The organism is Kordia sp. E, assembly GCF_056033805.1.
Window position 1 is genome coordinate 1,632,230 of the sequence record NZ_JBRASR010000002.1, and the last position, 16,158, is coordinate 1,648,387.

The following is a 16,158-nucleotide window of genomic DNA, read 5'->3' on the forward strand; positions in this document are numbered from 1 at the left end:
TTATTCTGAGTAGAAACCTTCAATTTCTGGTTGACGATATTTCCAAATTTTATGTAAAACCTTAATTTCATATGGAAACTTATACCAACCATATTTAAAACGATATCCAGAAACTAATTTCAACAATGTTTTCTTATACCCTTTAATTCTGAAATCGGAAGCTGTTGGGTAATACCCATTCAGTACGGTTTCAAAATTTTGAATCTTATCAATCATATACGGTTTTAACCAAGGTGTTAATGGATTTCTTCGTAAATCGAATTTTTCCCAACTTGGTTCAATCCATTCTTCCAAAGTTGATGGAAATGAAAATCCTGCATCTGTAATTTGCTTATACAATTCAGAACCTTCAGTTGGTACAGGACTGTATAGGTAAATAATAATCTCAGAATCTGGATTGATTGATTTAATTTCACGAATAAAATTAATATCCCACAAAATCTGTTCGTATACTTTCTTTTCATCAGGTCCTGGCAAACCTAATACAAACGATAATTCAGGAATGATATCAACATCTTTCATGCGTTTCACAAAATCTTTGATCATTTGACCCGATTGTGTTCCACCTTTGTTCATTTGCTTCAACACTTCGTCATTTCCTGTTTCAGCACCTAAAAACATCATGCGGCAACCAGCTTTTCGCATGTAATGTAATTCTTCGTCAGAATATTTATTAATCGTATCAATTCGTCCTTCGCCCCACCATTCAATATTATCGTCCATTACGAGTTTAGAAAATTCCATCACACGTTTACGAGACGTAAAAAAGTTATTATCGTGAAACTCTACCGCATCAATTTGATATTTTTCTTTAAAATATTTTAAATCTTTATAAATCGTAGAAGCAGCTTTGGCTTTCCACTTTGCATTATAAATTGGTACTACTGCACAAAAAGAACAACTAAAAGGACAACCCATACTTGAGTGATATGCAAATGTTCTTCGACCCATAAAAGTCTTTGCTAAATAACCTTCTAGCGGATAAAACGTATTGAAATATTCGTATGGATATGGCGGTAAAGAATCTTGATCGAGTAAAGCTTCTTTAACCGTTTCAATAATTTTCCCTTCTTCGTTTTTGAAAATCAAGTTACGAATCAACATGAGTTTTTCATCGCTCTTTCCTTCTAAAACATCCAATAACTTTGGGAATGTATTATCTCCAGGTCCGTTGATGATATAATCAACATAACCAGAATTTAAACAGGCTTTATGTTGGTTAGATGCAAAATATCCGCCCCAAATATTGATCGCTTCGGGATACTTTTCCTTAATCTTTCTAGCATACGGAATTGCTTGTTTCAATTGCGGTCCAGGCATTACTGTGAGACAGAAATATTTGTATTCGCCTGTAGCGAAATAACCAGAAATTTTTTCCCATGGATCCGTTTCCATGTTTCCATCTACAAAAACGTAGTCATACTTTCCATGAATTGCTGCGCCAACCTGAATAATAGTATTCGGTAAACGATGCTTTGCATTAGCACTTCTTGGATTGAATATGATGATTTTATTTCCCATTATTGAATATCTCGTTTCGATTTGCTAAAATAAAGCTTGAAAGTTTATCTGCAAAGATTTGATTGGCTTTTCCGTTAGGATGTGGATCTAATTCGTTTACAATGTACTTAAATAGGTTTTTATCATGAAAAAACTCAGAAACATCTAAAAATAATAAATTATTTTTCTCGGCTAAGAAACGTATTTCCGCTACGTGGATTGGATCGTATACAAAATCCATATAAAAAACGAGTCCTTTGCTGTTACTTTTAGTGAAAATATCTTGAAAATCTTGAAATTGCTTATCAATATATTTTGCATGTTCCGCTTCATAAGGAATCGGTTCTATTATTTTAGCATTTAATTTAATTGTTAGTAATTTCTTTAAATACGAATCCCAAAACACATTTTTTTTCGGCTTTATGGTAAAATCGTCCAGAGAAAAATCTGTTCCAATTCGATAATGATCGTTGTGAGCACAAAATCCAATTACAACCAAATCAGGATTGTATTTGAGTGCATTTCGTTCTAAAACCTTTTTGTAACTTGTTAATGCATAACCAGAAACACCAAAATTGAATGCTTCATAATTATATTCCTGATCTAGTTTGTTCAATAAATTTTCTGTTGTAGGCACGAACATATCTTCTTCGTGCACGCCAGTTCCCATGGTAAAGGAATCTCCCAAAACAGCTATTTTTAAAGCATTTGAATGTACTTCATGATTTCGATCGCGAAAACCTTCTGCATTGGTTTTAAAATCAACTAACTTATATTTTGTGTCTAAATTTGGAAGTAATTCGTATACTAAATCGTCTGAATCGGAATATTTTATCAATCCTGAATTATCAAAAATTCCAAACGAATTTGTGAGTGAATACGAAAATGCTGCGCCGCCAAAAAAGTAAACTCTAGCAATAATTTCACCCAAAAATAAACTGAGTAAAATTCCTATTCCGATGGAAACGATTTTAAATTTTAGTTGTTTTTTCATGCTTAAAAAGCACTACAACAACGACTACAAGCTGGCAATAAACCACCATTTTTAGAAAGTGTTGAGCGGAATTTTGACAAAACACGTCCATTCCAGATTTGCTTTAAGTTCTCTTCGTAAATATTTCCTAACTCTAAATTATAACATCTTCCATGTGCAGGAATGATGCTTCCGTCCGATTTAATCATCACGTTGGTAAACACATCATTACACATTTTTCCAATCTGTACTGCTGGTTTATGATAATATTCATTAAGCTTTTCTTTGGAAGCAATTTCAGGAGAAAAACTTACTGGAAATTTATAATTATTAGATTTTATCGTTGCAATTTCATCCCAAAGCAATTCTAAATCCAAATTGTCGACATTAACTTCATCTGTATTAGAAGCTGTTGCAGGATATGAATTTGCCCAAACTTGATTGTGCGTATCTGCAATGTCTTGCTCTACAAAATTAGAGTGCATAAATCCGATTTGTTGCAATGGATAATCTTTAAAGAAGTCTAAAAACTCAACCAAATGCCCAATATTCCATTCTGTGATCACACAAAAAATACCAATCGTAGCGTTTGGATTGATGGCTAAAACAGCTTCAATACCTTCTACAGCTTTCTGAAATGATTTTTTATGACCTCTAATTTCGTTATGAATATCTTGTGGTCCATCCAATGAAATATAAATAGAAGTATGTGCTACTATTTTTGCTTTTTGTCGTAATGTAAGTGCGTTTGTCGTAATAGAAGTTTCAATACCTTTTTGTTTAGCATATTGTAAAGAAGCTTCCAAGTGCGGATACACTAATGGTTCGGTAAATGCATATGCTACTTTTGAAGTAGGGTAAAGATCTGCCATCTGATCCATAATTTTTTCAATCAATGGTAATGGCATATTTATCGGATGAGTTCCTACTAAGTTTTGTGCAAAATTTGAATCTAAGTTTTTCGTACCAACATCACACATTTTGCAATGTAGATTACATACATTATTTACGCCTAGAATAATCCATTCGGGAGCAAAAACATAATTACTTGGGAAAACTTTTTTGTTTAAATTTTTTAACTTGGCGATACTCATTATCCGTTCTTTTTCTACAACATTGTAAATCTACAAATCAAATAGCAAAATTTGTCCTCAAATTTACATTTTAAATTAACAAAACATCATATCTGCTTAAATGAAGCTTAAATAACTTCTATTTTTTCTTATTTCTTAAAGATTCTTTTCAGAGAGACTGTATATTTGTTTTCAACACACCAACCACCAAAAGAACTATTTTGCTAAAGAAATACATCTTCAAACCGTTAAAAAACCTAATTATCATTTTCGGGATTACATTTATACTACTCGAAATTATTCTAGCAATTTATATTCGTACAGCAGAAATAAAAATAGAATTGCCAACCTATACGTTTCAAAATACCTTTAGTTTTTGGTATGATTTGAATGAAGACTTCGGAACGTTGCATTTGCCAAATGATGAATACCGACAAAAAAAGTATTGCTTTGATGTAGTGTATGAAACAAATTCTGAAGGATTGCGTGATGTAGAACGAGAAATCAACACTTCTAACAAACGTGTGGTTGCTTTGGGCGATTCGTTTACAGAAGGAATAGGCGTGAATACTAAAGATCGTTTAACCAATCTTCTTGAAAAAGAAACCAATATTCCACATTTAAATTTTGGTTTGGCAGGAAATTTTGGGCCAATACAGTATTTTACGATGTATAAAGCCATGGCAAAAAAATACAATCATGAAGCAGTATTAGTGGGAATTTTACCTTCCAATGATTTTATAGATGACGATTACGAAGTTGCGTTGAAAGTTGGCGAAAATCGATATAAACCATTTCTAAAAGGAAACTATCCAACTTATGAAACGGTATACTATGCTGATAGCATTCATAAATCGAAAGCACGACCAACACAACCACATTTTGTATACAAAGTGCTAAAAAACTTTACGAACTCATACAACATGTATCGCTATTTAAAAGTGATGCAACGCGTAAAAGCCATTCCAGATGATAAACTATTAGATGAATCTAAAATACCTAGTTACTTCAACTTTACAGAACAGCAATTCAATCGAATGCGCTATTGTATAGAAGAAATCAAACGTTTGGCTGGCGATCGTCCTGTAATGATATATAGTATTCCCATTGAAAAAGAAATAAAAGCCTATCGCGAACATGGAAAAAATCCATTGGCAAAGCGATTACAAGCTGTTTGTGATAGCATTGATGTAGAATATTTAGACCTATTGCCAAAAACAGATACTTTTACGCAAGCTGAATATGAAGCCTTGTTTTTATCGTGCGATGGACATTGGAGTGAAGCAGGAAACGCTTTCGCGAAAAAACATATTGAATCTTTTTTTACATATTATAAACAAGAATAATGAAAAGGTTAGATACTATATACATAGAATTACTAGTAATGGCGCAACAAATGAGTCATGATGATATTTGGATGGAAGGCAAGTTGGAAATTCGTGTAAATTCAGGTAGAGTATATGAAGAAGGTGATATGGTAGATGCTAGTTTACTAATGGAAAGTGTGGAAAAAGCAGGAACATACTTTCTTTTTTCATGTCTTTGCGGTTCACCTCAATGTAGTGGTTGGGAACAAGGAGTAGAAGTAATTCATGAAGAAGATGTAATTGTTTGGAATCTATTAGATCATAACAAAAGCTTTCGATTTGACCGTAAAAGTATTGAAGGAGATTTAAAAGAAGCAAAAGAAGAGGTAGAAATATACAAGGCATACTTTGCAAAGAAAGGTATCAAATACGTTGGTTTTGGTTGCAATGAAAACTTTACAATAAATGAATAGTTTGCTGAAAAAATACCAAGATCATCTCGGATTATTAATCTTATGGGTATTGATTATTTTAATCATCAATCCTATAGGTGATTTTCCATTGAACGACGATTGGTGTTATGGGAAAACTGTCAAAACCTTATGTGATGAAGGCTATTTAAAACTCTACAATTGGGGAGAAATGACCTTAGTGGGACATGTATATTGGGGTTATTTATTTACTAAAATATTTGGCTTCTCTTTTACTGTACTACGCTGGTCAACCTTGGTGATGGGATTTGCCACACTTATAGGAATCTACGAACTCTGTAAACTCGCTAATATTTCACGTTGGGTTACTTTAGTTGGTGTATTGTTATGTATGATGAATCCGATATTTCTATCCTTGTCGTTTTCATTTATGACTGATGTACCTTTTTATTGTGTGACGATTTGGGCGTTTTACTTCTTTGCGAAAGCATTACAGACAGACAAATGGCAACCTTTAGTTTGGGCAATATTCTTTTGTTATTGGACATTTCTCATTCGACAATTGGCATGGGTTTTTCCAGTGGTTTGGTTCATCACAGTGTTATTGGTAAAAAAACGAACGCTGATCAACCTGATCAAAGCAATAACACCTTTAGTAGCTGTATTTATATTTTCGATGATCTTTTCATACATCATGGAAGCTAATGATTTGTTACAAGATCGGTACAACACGAAATTCCATTTGATGTTGGACAATATCATACACGTGGATAAAGGAATCTTTATGAATTCCCTTTCGTATTTCTTCCGATCAATGGCGTATTTAGGATTTCTATTAGCGCCAATTCATTTGATATATTTTAAGCGTTATACATTTAGAACCTATAAAATTTGGGCAGTTGTTTGGACAGTCTTAGTCACTATATTTTTACTAAAAACAGGAAGAGAAATTCCTAGTTTAGATAATATTTGGATAGATTTTGGTGTTGGTCCAACGACATTGCAAGATCATGCAGGGAACTTTACGACAAGTCCCGATCCAAGAGCACCAAAATTACTTTGGCAACTCATCACGGCTATCGGAGTGTTTTCAAGTGTTTCGCTGGTATTTCATATCAAACGGCTAGTAGCTACTGTGTTTACAAAAACAAAGGCTTCCGTATTAGTTGTGTTGGCTTTTGTATTTACGGTAGTATACCTGACACCTTTTTTAATTGTTGGTGTGTATGATCGTTACTTATTGCCTTTGTTTCCAATTGCAATTGTTTTCTTAGGAACAAATGCAGCTACGCAGATGCCACAAAAAGTATATCAATATATAGCCTATGGTTGCATTGGATTATTTACCTTATTTTCGGTTTGTGCGGTACACGATCACTTATCGTGGAATCGTACGCGTTGGAATGCTTTAAACGAATTGACTGAAACCATTCCGAAAAACCAGATACAAGGCGGCGTAGAATATGTGACTTGGAATTTTTTCTCAGAAGACCAAGAAAAATGGTGGAAAAACGTAACGCCAATTTACACCTTAGTTTTTAAACCTGCTGCCGATCAAAAGGTGGTTAAAGAATATAGGTATTCACGTTGGTTGCCTGGTGATGGTGTGCTGTATTTGGTGGAGTAATTTGAAGAACAAAACATCAATTTTCAACGAACAGCTTTCTTTATTAGATCTATTAACTCATTCTTTTCATCTGTATTAGCGTTTTTCAAATCATGCACCAGTTTATGTAAAGTGTTTGACTGATATAATTTTGCTTTTTCTTGGATTTTACTAAGCCTGAATAACTCACAATATGTTATGGTTTCACTTCCTTTTTTAGATTTAGCAACAAAAATACAATCATTAATTATGTTTATATGATCCGAATAATCATCATAGTGTGCATGAATTATAATTATATTTTTTCCACTTCTTGGATAATGTACTATTCTTTTTTTTAAAACAGGGTTAGTACTTTTTTTTGTATTACAGGCTGGACAACTTAATGCTAAATTTCTAGTCTCAAATGTGAATTTTTCATATTCTGATTTTGGTATAATGTGTTCTATATCCACTTGCTTAATGTCAAAACCTAGTTGATATTTACAATAGCAACAGGTATTGTTTTGTTGAATTCTTAAATGTTTAATAATATTTTCCTTAATTCCATCAAACACTGTTTTAGTCCAGTCTTTATGAGTGTTAAAACTTTCTGCAACAATAGAATTTTCCTCAGCTGTAAGATTGTATGGAACTAGAATTTTATCACTCATTAGGTCTTGTTTGGAGGATTGCTTCTATAACTGATTTTATAGGATCATTGTCAAGAATCGAAGGAAAAAAATCTTTTAACTTGTTTTGAATTTTACCTAAAGTTTCTTGTGATCTATTTTCATTAGCTAACAAGTTTAAAGCGTCAGAAACACTTTCATATAAATCGAAGTTCCTAGTTGATTCCATTTCGAAGACATTTAATAAAATATCTTCAGCTGACCATCCATAAGTTGATTTGTCAATTTTAACTGCAGATATAAAGTTCTTTTTATTCTTTAGTGAGATTACGGAAGAATTATCAGGCTTTAAATTTGAAGCTAAAAAAGGAGAGTGAGAAGCAATAATAATATGACATCCTGAAACATTCTCTAAAATTTTATTAAGTAAATTAATATACCTAGCTTGCCAAGAAGGATGAAGGCTTATTTCTGGTTCATCAATTAAAATCAAACTATTATTCTTCAATAACGGTACTAGTGATAAGAGGGTAGATAATATATTAGCTTCTCCTGAACTTGCATCACGAAAATTGAAAGGTTTACCACCTTTTTTGAATACTTGAATTTCTAATGAATGAACTAAACCGATTTTACGTAAAATATTAATAAGACGGTATTCATAAACATTATCACTATATAATGAATCATCTTTAATAATTCTGACAATATTCTTTTCAGAAAAATTGATTGTTAACTCATTTTTGTTAAAATATAATTTGTCATTTATGAAATCACATATCTCAATAGCTCTTTTCTTAACATAACTAATAATATTATTGTTATTGTAAATAAACCCACCTCTGGTTGTTTCTTCAGCGTATTTAATTAGAGTTTGAGGGCTGATATCTTCAAACTTTTCAATATTTGAACGTTTTAATTTGTAATTTAATTTAATTACTGGTTCATAATCTAAATAATCAAAAATATGTCTAAATTCCCTAGAAATATTAAGCTTTGAATAGCTTTCGAAAACTATTTCTAAAGCCTTATTCATTAAGGCTTTATTGGAAAAACTATTAGCTTTATTTCTAGTTCCTAAATAATTGTACTTAAAATTTCTATGAAAAAAATCTTGAGTCAAATTTGCAGAAGGTCTAAAGCTTTGATCATTAGGGAATTTATCTGATAAGCTATTTGTTATGGCTATTACTTTTGAAGGTGGAGTAGTATATTCAAAGGCAGATTCTTTAAACAAACTAGGCTGTGGGTCTTCCAGTAATAATTTATTGAAGAATCTAGTTATTTGACTTAGAATTCTACTTTTACCAGTACCATTATTGCCAACAATAAGGGAAAAATAATTTCCATCAGAATAAGTTGAATTATTTATAAGATCAATCCAATCAGTTTTAATTAACTTGTTATTTATTTTTATAGCATGTAATCTAAATTTATTCATTAAAGGCATGTTGCTTTTTTGAGTACTTATGATATAGTCGAAAGCTTTGAGTAAAACTCTTTTCAAAGTTTAATAAAAATAAAAAAATTCTCACACATACACAATGAGGTTTCCCGTAATTGCAATAAAAAACACCAAAAAAGAAGCGTTGAAAAATAGATGTAAGTTTTAAAATTACTTGAATAGAGTAGATTCCTGCCAAAGTTTATCTTGAGCAAAGTCGAAAGGCAGGAATGACAAGAATAATATTCGTGATGAAAAACTCAAAAATCATTAATCGGAAATCGTCAATCAAAAATTATCGTTCCAAACGCTTCGGATACGTAATAATAAACTTGGTGCCTAACTTTCCATTCGATTCAACTCGAATGGTTCCTTCGTGTTTTTTAATAATTTTCTTTACAATGGCAAGTCCAATTCCAGTGCTTTCGTAAGTGTCTTGTTCGTTGAGCGTTTGGAATACTTCAAATATTTTTTGTTGATACTTAGAGGCAATACCAGGTCCGTTGTCTTCAAATGTAATTTCGTAAGATTTTGCCTTTTCAACACTTGAAATGTTTATCTCACAACGATCTTTATCATTATATTTTACAGCATTACTAATCAGGTTTGAGACTACTTGAGATATTTGAATTTTGTCACCAATAAGTACAGGAAGTTTTCCTTTAATGGAAAAATGTATAGCATTTGAGTTTTGATAATTCTTAAAATCCGCTCGTATCATGGAATTTAAATCTATAGGCTCTGGTTTGATTTCCCCAATTTTTGAATAATGAAAGATGCCATTAATTAAATTTTCAAGACGTTTTACGCGTCCTTGTAAAGTAGATATATGCTCAAAAACTTCTTCAGTTTCACCAGCTTCTAAATCCTCCTTTATAAAAGAAGCCAAACTCGAAATTCCTCTAAGCGGTGTTTTTAAATCGTGCGAAGTTATATAAGCAAACTGTTCAAGTTCTTTATTCTTTAACTCGGTATCATCTAAATTTTGATTGAGTTCTTTTAGTTTTTTAAAACTATCAAGTCCAGTACGAACCACAATAAAAACAAACAATGATCCCATAAAAAAGATAACTCCCGAAAGGAAAGCGAGTAACTCAGTTTCTCCTAGAATAACTACAATAGCTACAACTAAATATCCTCCCAAAAACAATAGCATTAATACACGTAATTTCTTCCAATTAGACTTTAACTTATTGTCTGGTAGTATATTAAATATTTTTTTTGTGTACGCTGCACTCATCAACATAATGAAAGCTCCAAAAAGAATAAGAGCTGCTATAATGTAATTAGAGTAGTCCATGAAGTGTATTAGATAGAGGGTTTTAAAATTCAAATTGATCATACGCTTGCCAACATATGTATACCAGAACTTTTATCTAAAAAAATCCTGTATCATAATAAAAGTAACATAAATCGCACACATATACAATTTGAATTCTAATAACTAGAAATCAATGTAGTCATAATAAAATAAAAACAGCATTATTTTTTATGTAAAAGCACAATTCAATAAAGCTCAATTTTTACTATAACTAATCGTTACTTTTTGTATTTCGGCTTTAACTCTTTCATGAATCCAATTTTGTTCTTCGGCTGATAATTCGTCTAAAAGGTTTTTATTATTTTCATTGAAATCGACTAAAGTATCTTTGAAAAATTCAGTTTTAATGTCTGCCATGCGTTGTTCATTCGCCAAGTCTAATGCGCCTATTTTAGAAATGGCACTTTCCAATCTGTTACCCGTAATATAGTTTCGTAGCTCATCTAAAATAAAAGACAAATCTTCTGATTTTGAAGAAATGGTAGGGACATATGTCCATTTTTCAGCTTGATGAAATTTCTTTTCTTCATCAAACTCTTTATTCTTCAATTTCACAATAGGTCTAGAAGAAACAACTACATTTTCTAATTGATTATAAGGTTTTATAACAACGCCTTCAATCAAATTTTCGGTTAGTTCAGGAAGATTCAATTGTTTTGGAATTGTAGAGTTGATTCGCGTATTAAAATTTACAGCGTCTCCAAACTTTCCAATCAGTAATGGTTTTGCGTAAAATATATGGTGCTTTTCAAAATATGAAATTGCTGTTTCATAATCTACATATTTCTTTGAATCAGAACCTTCAGTTTCTATAGCAATATCAAATGCACAAAAGTTGATAGTTGGCGAATAATACACACCAGTTTGAATGGCATGTACATTAGAATTTGCGTTCACAGTTGCATGCGGATATTTTCCACCAAACAATTCCCCGTAAATGATAAACTTAGTTCCTTTGATGTTTGTGCTCAATTCTTCAAATAGTCGAATGATATTCGTTTCTATTTGATTGGCAACAAGTTGAAAGCCAAAAAAATCATCATTCCACGCCAAGTATTCTTTTCTTTTGGCAAATTTTAAAACACCATTATCATAGACGAAACTAAAATTGGCGCCATGTACTTTTTCGGTCACAACCCATTTTAATTTCTCTAATTGAGAAAAATCACTTTCATCAAATCCAAGCTTTTTTAAACTACTTGGCATTTTCTCATATCCTGAAAATTCACTCATTATTCTATTCTTTAATCATCTTATAATGTAATTGTAAAAACTTCATTTTCCACCACATAAAATAATGGTCAGTTCGCAATATACCTTCTTCATCTTTAAAAACATGAATAACTTCTTTAATTGGAATCATTCGCGCTTTTACAACACCTTTTTTGTTTTCATGCATTCGGTAATAACCAGATTGCCCAAATCGTTTTCCGTCGGAAATTAGTTGAACAGAACCGTCTTCCAAAATTTCAACTTTCAAAACTACCGTAACATTGCCTTTTGGAAGTGGAAACACAACACGTACATATTCATACGGAGCATTATCGGTAGGAACCGAACTATAAAAACCTGCATAGACTACTTTGTTAGATTTTACAGACTTTCGCAACCAACAAGCATACTTTACATCACTTTCTGTATTTGTTAAATGTATAACGGAACTACTCATTCCATAACTTGTTTCAAGTGAATTTAAAGGAATGTTAAGTTGTTTCATTTCTACACTCACAAGACGAATTAAAAGCTTTGCAAACCAACTAATTGGTGCGTTCCATTTTGCCCAAACTTCCATTTTATATTTAGAAGTCTGTTCGTAAAACTCAGTAATTGCGGGATTTAACTTATTTAAAAATGGACTGTTTTTGTCTAGAACACTATCGAAATTTTGAAGTAATCCGCCTTCTGTCGTATGATCAATTTGAAGGTTTTCCTGTTTGGCAAGTTTTGGATAAAATGCTTCGCCAATAACATCAGTATCTGCTATCGGACCTTTTAAAAAAGGATACTTAACAAAATCTACAGTACGACCAGTTAAGTTCAACCAAAATTGAATACATGCTTGTATGCTATTGCTAATTTTCATGGGCGTAAATACTTGATGTTTTGTGTAATTGCGATAGGATGATTTTATATAAAAGTAGCAATAAAGATTGTATTTCTATTATATAATTTCTCACATGTCCTAAAAACCCTCATTTTAAGGAATTCGCAGTAAAATGATTGTTTTTGATTAATTCATTAAGTAGTTCGCAATAGAAAGACTCACGAAACCTTCTCGCAGCAATGCGACAAGCTTTCGTTTGCGTTTGGAAGCGTCTCGCAGACGTGCAGGAAGCTTTTGTTTGTGTTGGAAACCTTCTCGTAGACGTGCAGGAAGTTTTTGTTTGCGTTGGAAACCTTCTCGCAGATGTGCAGGGAGCTTTCGTTTACGTTGGAAACCTTCTCGCAGATGTGCAGGAAGCTATTATTTGTGTTTGAGAGCGTGTTACATAAGGTATGTGAGTAGGATGTGCCGCCTAAATAGATTGACAGTTTTTGTTCAATTCGTTCTATCTATTTTTTTATTTAAAGTAAATAAAACAGAGAAACTCAATATTGTTATCAATGGCTTCATCATGACTTAAATATATTCGAAATTCAAAATCACAAGTCGATTCTGCGTCTATATTTATACACGAGGTTGAAGATGCAGAATTCGATGTACCATAAGTTATTACTCTTCCATGTTCTTTAAATACAAAACTAGGTCTTCCAGAAACTGATTCAGGATTATCATTTGTAATTGTCGCAGAGACTATATAACCTTTTTCATCAGGTTCATTAAAAGTTTGAACCATAAAATTCGATTCAGTCACTCCACTAACTCCTAGATCAATATCAGATACACAAGGGTTATGAAGTACGGTATCGTCTTCATTTCCGCAATTCATAAATGTTATTAAGATAAATAAACTAATCAATAAAGTTTTTAGCTTCATAATTATATGTTTCAAATTTTGCTTATCGATTTCAAATATATAAAATTTTACTTTTCAATATGTTTAAGATTGTTTCAAGTTTAATTGCGCATCTGCAACAAACTTTCAGGAAGCTCAGCAACGTCCCTATAAACTTGAGAAACCAACTCTTAATTATTTTCAAAAGACAAGGTGCAGAGAGAATACGTAAATGCAAAGAAACTATACGTTAGTATTTATAAATTGCCACGATATGCCCTTTGTAAATGGTTATAATTCTAATAGTATTGTGTCATTATTAACCTTAAACTTTTACATTTTGAAAAAACAAAATCTTACATCATTACGTCTAAACAAAAAAGAAGTTTCTAACTTTCAATCAAATCATTTAAAAGGTGCTGGAGTTGCCGTACCAACAGGACAAGTTTGTGTATGGCTTTCTTGGGCGGGTCACTGTCCTAAATAAGTCTAAGGTGAGCTTTGACTCACTTCTTTAATTTCAATAGTAACTTTTTAAATCATTAAATCATGAAAAAACAAAATCTAAAAAATTTAAAACTCAACAGACAACCTGTTTCTAATTTAAACTTTAAAGTAACAGGAGGCGGAACTGGCCATGGCTCATGTGGATGTGTAACGGATACATGCCACGAAACATTTACATGTAGAGCATACGGATGTCCTCCTGAAAGATAGTAAAAACTCTAATGAAAAATTAAATGCGAATTTCGGTTCGCATTTTTTGTATCGTAATCATAATTTCAAATAAATATCATTTAATGCGAAGGATTTAAAGACACTTCTTCAAAAAAATAATCACCAATCATTTCATGTGCTTTTGGATTGATATGTAAATCTTCATCCCAATACAATTTTTCGGTTGAACCAAGTAATGCAGGTGTTAAATCGTGATATTCAATTTGTTGTTTTTGAAGGAAATCGATTAACATTGCTGTCAATTCTTTATTGATATCCATCGTTTTTGTATCAAGATCGAATAATGTTTGTATTTCCTTATAAAACGCTGGTTTTACCTCTGCTCTAGAAGGCAATAAAGTAACAATGAGTCGAATATTTTTCTGTTTACACAATTCTATGATTTTCAAAAGATATTTCTGCGCGATACCTATCGTGCGTTCTTTTTCGCTAGGAAACGATTCATAAAATAGCACTTGTTCTATACCTTGTATATATGGAAATTTCTGTTGTGCTGAAGACTGAAGCTTTCTACGGACACTCATTCGCATGCTTCTATACATATTAGAAAAACTTGTGCGATCGTCTTCATAAAGAGCAGATTCTCGAAAATCATTTCCGGTAAAAACATTAATTATAAAGACGTCAGGTTCTAAATAAGCATACTTTTTTAAAAAACCATGATAATTACGAAACGTGTAATAACCAACACCACCATTAATGCAATTATAATAAGTCGTTGTATCTTTTGCATTCAGTTGTTCTTCCCAAACATTGATAAAAGATTCAGTGTTGTGTTTTAAAACACCATCCGTATGGGAATCGCCTGTTACAAGTACACGAAGTTCGTTTTGTTTCTTGGCTATCACATCGTCATCATCTCTAAAACCTAAATTATTTGTGCGTCGTTCTGTAGATATTTTTTGTTCTGGTGTTCCCCAATTATCATATATATGAATATTAGGCTTGTGTATAAAAAGTGCTGTAGAATCAGGAATATAATATTGCGCTTGAAACTCGCTTGTAAATTTGAAAAAAGTAGTGATTCGGTTGGCTTCTATAGAATATAAAACAATTGACAAGATCAATAATAATCCACTTAACACAAGTAAATTGATTCCGATAAGACGTTTATATTTCATAAAAAGTGTTTCAAGCAAAGGAACAAAAAATATGCAACAAACAAAAAGTAAGCAATTGTATTCTTTAGAAGAAAATCATAAAAAAGCATTAGAAATAGATGTGTGAGAATCTTATATTTTGCGTACTTTTATCGCGAAATTCAAGGAAGCCAACCAATGATTTTTGATTACTCAAAAGGAAAAGCCACATTAGTAAATGATATTGAAGCGTATCAATCAGCTTCGCCATATCCACATATCATATTAGATGATTGTTTGGAAGTAGAAGCTGCGGAAAAAGCACTCGATGTATTTCCGAAAATTAAAGATGATGGATGGATTCACTATGTACATGTAAATGAAAAAAAACATGGACTGAATAAATTGGAGTTAATTCCTGAATTTATCCGTGATGGAGTTATCAAAGAGTTAAACTCACCTGAATTTATTCACTACTTAGAACAACTCACAGGAATTGAAAATCTATTGCCAGATACAACTATAGAAGGTGGTGGAATTCACCAAAGTGAAAATGGCGGATATTTAAATATTCATGCAGATTTTACCGTACATCCACACAAAAAAACATGGCGTCGTCGTGTAAATGTGTTAGTGTATTTAAACAAAGATTGGGAAGATTCATATAGAGGCGATTTAGAATTGTGGGAGAAAGACATGTCGAAATGTGCTGTAAAAATTGAGCCAATATTTAACAGAGTTGTGATTTTTAATACGGATGAAGATTCGTATCATGGTTTTCCTGATCCGATACAATGTCCTGATGGTGTAACGCGAAAGTCAATTGCATTGTACTATTTCACAGAAGAAAAAACAGGTTCGTTCAAAAGACGTTCTACCAATTACCGAGCTCGACCAAATGATGGTTTCAAGTCAATTTTAATTTGGTTAGATAAAAAACTAATTGCAATTTACACTTGGATCAAAGGTACATTTGGAATCAATGACGATTTTATCAGTAAAGTGTTGAATCTGTTTAGTAGAAAGAAAAAATAGAACAATAATTACAAGTATCTTTTAACTCGAAATCGTCAATTTGAATGGTTTTTTGTAGTGAAGCGTAGAAAAATTGTATCGAGATCATTGGTTTTCAAAGTAGG

The 16,158-nt window shown here is 32.0% G+C and carries 16 protein-coding genes; 6 read left to right on the forward strand and 10 right to left on the reverse strand.

Annotation, left to right across the window (positions count from 1 at the left end; translation table 11 throughout):
- From ACUUYC_RS10320 to ACUUYC_RS10330, 3 genes are read right to left on the reverse strand one after another with little or no spacing between them, the layout of a single operon-like run.
- On the reverse strand, positions 1-1,521 hold the full coding sequence (locus tag ACUUYC_RS10320; RefSeq protein WP_474265717.1) for a B12-binding domain-containing radical SAM protein: 1,521 nt from the start codon (positions 1,519-1,521) through the stop codon (positions 1-3).
- Positions 1,511-2,494, reverse strand: a complete 984-nt coding sequence (locus ACUUYC_RS10325) for an SGNH/GDSL hydrolase family protein (protein ID WP_474265719.1) — start codon at positions 2,492-2,494, stop codon at positions 1,511-1,513. The genes ACUUYC_RS10320 and ACUUYC_RS10325 overlap by 11 nt, the downstream gene beginning before the upstream one ends.
- A 2-nt stretch (positions 2,495-2,496) precedes the next feature.
- Positions 2,497-3,567 carry a radical SAM protein gene (locus tag ACUUYC_RS10330; protein ID WP_474265722.1) on the reverse strand — a complete coding sequence of 357 codons (1,071 nt, stop codon included), beginning with the start codon at positions 3,565-3,567 and terminating at the stop codon, positions 2,497-2,499.
- A gap of 200 nt (positions 3,568-3,767) precedes the next feature.
- On the opposite strand from ACUUYC_RS10330, the gene ACUUYC_RS10335 reads away from it, so the two are divergent.
- The 3 genes from ACUUYC_RS10335 to ACUUYC_RS10345 are packed head-to-tail and all read left to right on the forward strand — an operon-like array spanning position 3,768 to position 6,911.
- Positions 3,768-4,892, forward strand: a complete 1,125-nt coding sequence (locus ACUUYC_RS10335) for a hypothetical protein (protein ID WP_474265723.1) — start codon at positions 3,768-3,770, stop codon at positions 4,890-4,892.
- On the forward strand, positions 4,892-5,326 hold the full coding sequence (locus ACUUYC_RS10340; protein WP_474265724.1) for a hypothetical protein: 435 nt from the start codon (positions 4,892-4,894) through the stop codon (positions 5,324-5,326). The genes ACUUYC_RS10335 and ACUUYC_RS10340 overlap by 1 nt, the downstream gene beginning before the upstream one ends.
- Complete coding sequence (locus tag ACUUYC_RS10345; RefSeq protein WP_474265725.1) at positions 5,319-6,911, forward strand: glycosyltransferase family 39 protein; 1,593 nt, start codon at positions 5,319-5,321, stop codon at positions 6,909-6,911. The genes ACUUYC_RS10340 and ACUUYC_RS10345 overlap by 8 nt, the downstream gene beginning before the upstream one ends.
- A gap of 23 nt (positions 6,912-6,934) precedes the next feature.
- Here ACUUYC_RS10345 and ACUUYC_RS10350 read toward each other — a convergent pair whose 3' ends face one another.
- The 6 genes from ACUUYC_RS10350 to ACUUYC_RS10375 form a co-directional block, all read right to left on the reverse strand.
- Positions 6,935-7,543 carry an HNH endonuclease gene (locus tag ACUUYC_RS10350; RefSeq protein WP_474265726.1) on the reverse strand — a complete coding sequence of 203 codons (609 nt, stop codon included), beginning with the start codon at positions 7,541-7,543 and terminating at the stop codon, positions 6,935-6,937.
- Positions 7,536-8,942, reverse strand: coding sequence for an AAA family ATPase (locus ACUUYC_RS10355; protein ID WP_474265727.1), 1,407 nt, complete (start codon positions 8,940-8,942; stop codon positions 7,536-7,538). Before ACUUYC_RS10355 ends, ACUUYC_RS10350 begins: the two co-directional genes overlap by 8 nt.
- A gap of 298 nt (positions 8,943-9,240) precedes the next feature.
- Positions 9,241-10,245, reverse strand: a complete 1,005-nt coding sequence (locus tag ACUUYC_RS10360; protein WP_474265728.1) for a sensor histidine kinase — start codon at positions 10,243-10,245, stop codon at positions 9,241-9,243.
- A 216-nt stretch (positions 10,246-10,461) separates the two neighbouring features.
- Positions 10,462-11,499, reverse strand: coding sequence for an RNA ligase family protein (locus ACUUYC_RS10365; RefSeq protein WP_474265730.1), 1,038 nt, complete (start codon positions 11,497-11,499; stop codon positions 10,462-10,464).
- 4 nt (positions 11,500-11,503) lie between these two features.
- The gene (locus ACUUYC_RS10370) at positions 11,504-12,349 is read right to left on the reverse strand and encodes a hypothetical protein (protein WP_474265731.1); all 846 of its coding nucleotides are present in this window, start codon (positions 12,347-12,349) and stop codon (positions 11,504-11,506) included.
- Positions 12,350-12,827: 478 nt separating this feature from the next.
- The gene (locus ACUUYC_RS10375) at positions 12,828-13,196 is read right to left on the reverse strand and encodes a hypothetical protein (protein ID WP_474265732.1); all 369 of its coding nucleotides are present in this window, start codon (positions 13,194-13,196) and stop codon (positions 12,828-12,830) included.
- 346 nt (positions 13,197-13,542) lie between these two features.
- Here ACUUYC_RS10375 and ACUUYC_RS10380 point away from each other — a divergent pair, with 346 nt between their 5' ends.
- Together ACUUYC_RS10380 and ACUUYC_RS10385 are read left to right on the forward strand one after the other, a co-directional pair.
- Positions 13,543-13,689, forward strand: coding sequence for a hypothetical protein (locus tag ACUUYC_RS10380; protein WP_474265733.1), 147 nt, complete (start codon positions 13,543-13,545; stop codon positions 13,687-13,689).
- Positions 13,690-13,751: 62 nt separating this feature from the next.
- Positions 13,752-13,919: a hypothetical protein gene (locus tag ACUUYC_RS10385; RefSeq protein ID WP_474265734.1), complete on the forward strand. Its 168-nt coding sequence runs from the start codon at positions 13,752-13,754 to the stop codon at positions 13,917-13,919.
- 80 nt (positions 13,920-13,999) lie between these two features.
- On the opposite strand, the gene ACUUYC_RS10390 is transcribed toward ACUUYC_RS10385, so the two are convergent.
- Positions 14,000-15,061, reverse strand: a complete 1,062-nt coding sequence (locus tag ACUUYC_RS10390; RefSeq protein WP_474265735.1) for a hypothetical protein — start codon at positions 15,059-15,061, stop codon at positions 14,000-14,002.
- Between the two features lie 102 nt (positions 15,062-15,163).
- Between ACUUYC_RS10390 and ACUUYC_RS10395 the strand changes: the two genes are divergently transcribed.
- On the forward strand, positions 15,164-16,054 hold the full coding sequence (locus tag ACUUYC_RS10395; RefSeq protein WP_474265736.1) for a 2OG-Fe(II) oxygenase: 891 nt from the start codon (positions 15,164-15,166) through the stop codon (positions 16,052-16,054).
- The last annotated feature ends 104 nt before the right edge of the window (positions 16,055-16,158 follow it).

Bases quoted from the DNA above. Each gene is read 5' to 3' on its own strand.
- ACUUYC_RS10325 (WP_474265719.1), bottom strand. From the start codon at position 2,494: ATGAAAAAACAACTAAAATTTAAAATCGTTTCCATCGGAATAGGAATT.
- ACUUYC_RS10390 (WP_474265735.1), bottom strand. From the start codon at position 15,061: ATGAAATATAAACGTCTTATCGGAATCAATTTACTTGTGTTAAGTGGA.
- ACUUYC_RS10375 (WP_474265732.1), bottom strand. From the start codon at position 13,196: ATGAATTGCGGAAATGAAGACGATACCGTACTTCATAACCCTTGTGTA.
- ACUUYC_RS10385 (WP_474265734.1), top strand. From the start codon at position 13,752: ATGAAAAAACAAAATCTAAAAAATTTAAAACTCAACAGACAACCTGTT.
- ACUUYC_RS10355 (WP_474265727.1), bottom strand. From the start codon at position 8,942: ATGAATAAATTTAGATTACATGCTATAAAAATAAATAACAAGTTAATT.
- ACUUYC_RS10360 (WP_474265728.1), bottom strand. From the start codon at position 10,245: ATGGACTACTCTAATTACATTATAGCAGCTCTTATTCTTTTTGGAGCT.
- ACUUYC_RS10330 (WP_474265722.1), bottom strand. From the start codon at position 3,567: ATGAGTATCGCCAAGTTAAAAAATTTAAACAAAAAAGTTTTCCCAAGT.
- ACUUYC_RS10345 (WP_474265725.1), top strand. From the start codon at position 5,319: ATGAATAGTTTGCTGAAAAAATACCAAGATCATCTCGGATTATTAATC.
- ACUUYC_RS10340 (WP_474265724.1), top strand. From the start codon at position 4,892: ATGAAAAGGTTAGATACTATATACATAGAATTACTAGTAATGGCGCAA.
- ACUUYC_RS10365 (WP_474265730.1), bottom strand. From the start codon at position 11,499: ATGAGTGAATTTTCAGGATATGAGAAAATGCCAAGTAGTTTAAAAAAG.
- ACUUYC_RS10320 (WP_474265717.1), bottom strand. From the start codon at position 1,521: ATGGGAAATAAAATCATCATATTCAATCCAAGAAGTGCTAATGCAAAG.
- ACUUYC_RS10370 (WP_474265731.1), bottom strand. From the start codon at position 12,349: ATGAAAATTAGCAATAGCATACAAGCATGTATTCAATTTTGGTTGAAC.
- ACUUYC_RS10350 (WP_474265726.1), bottom strand. From the start codon at position 7,543: ATGAGTGATAAAATTCTAGTTCCATACAATCTTACAGCTGAGGAAAAT.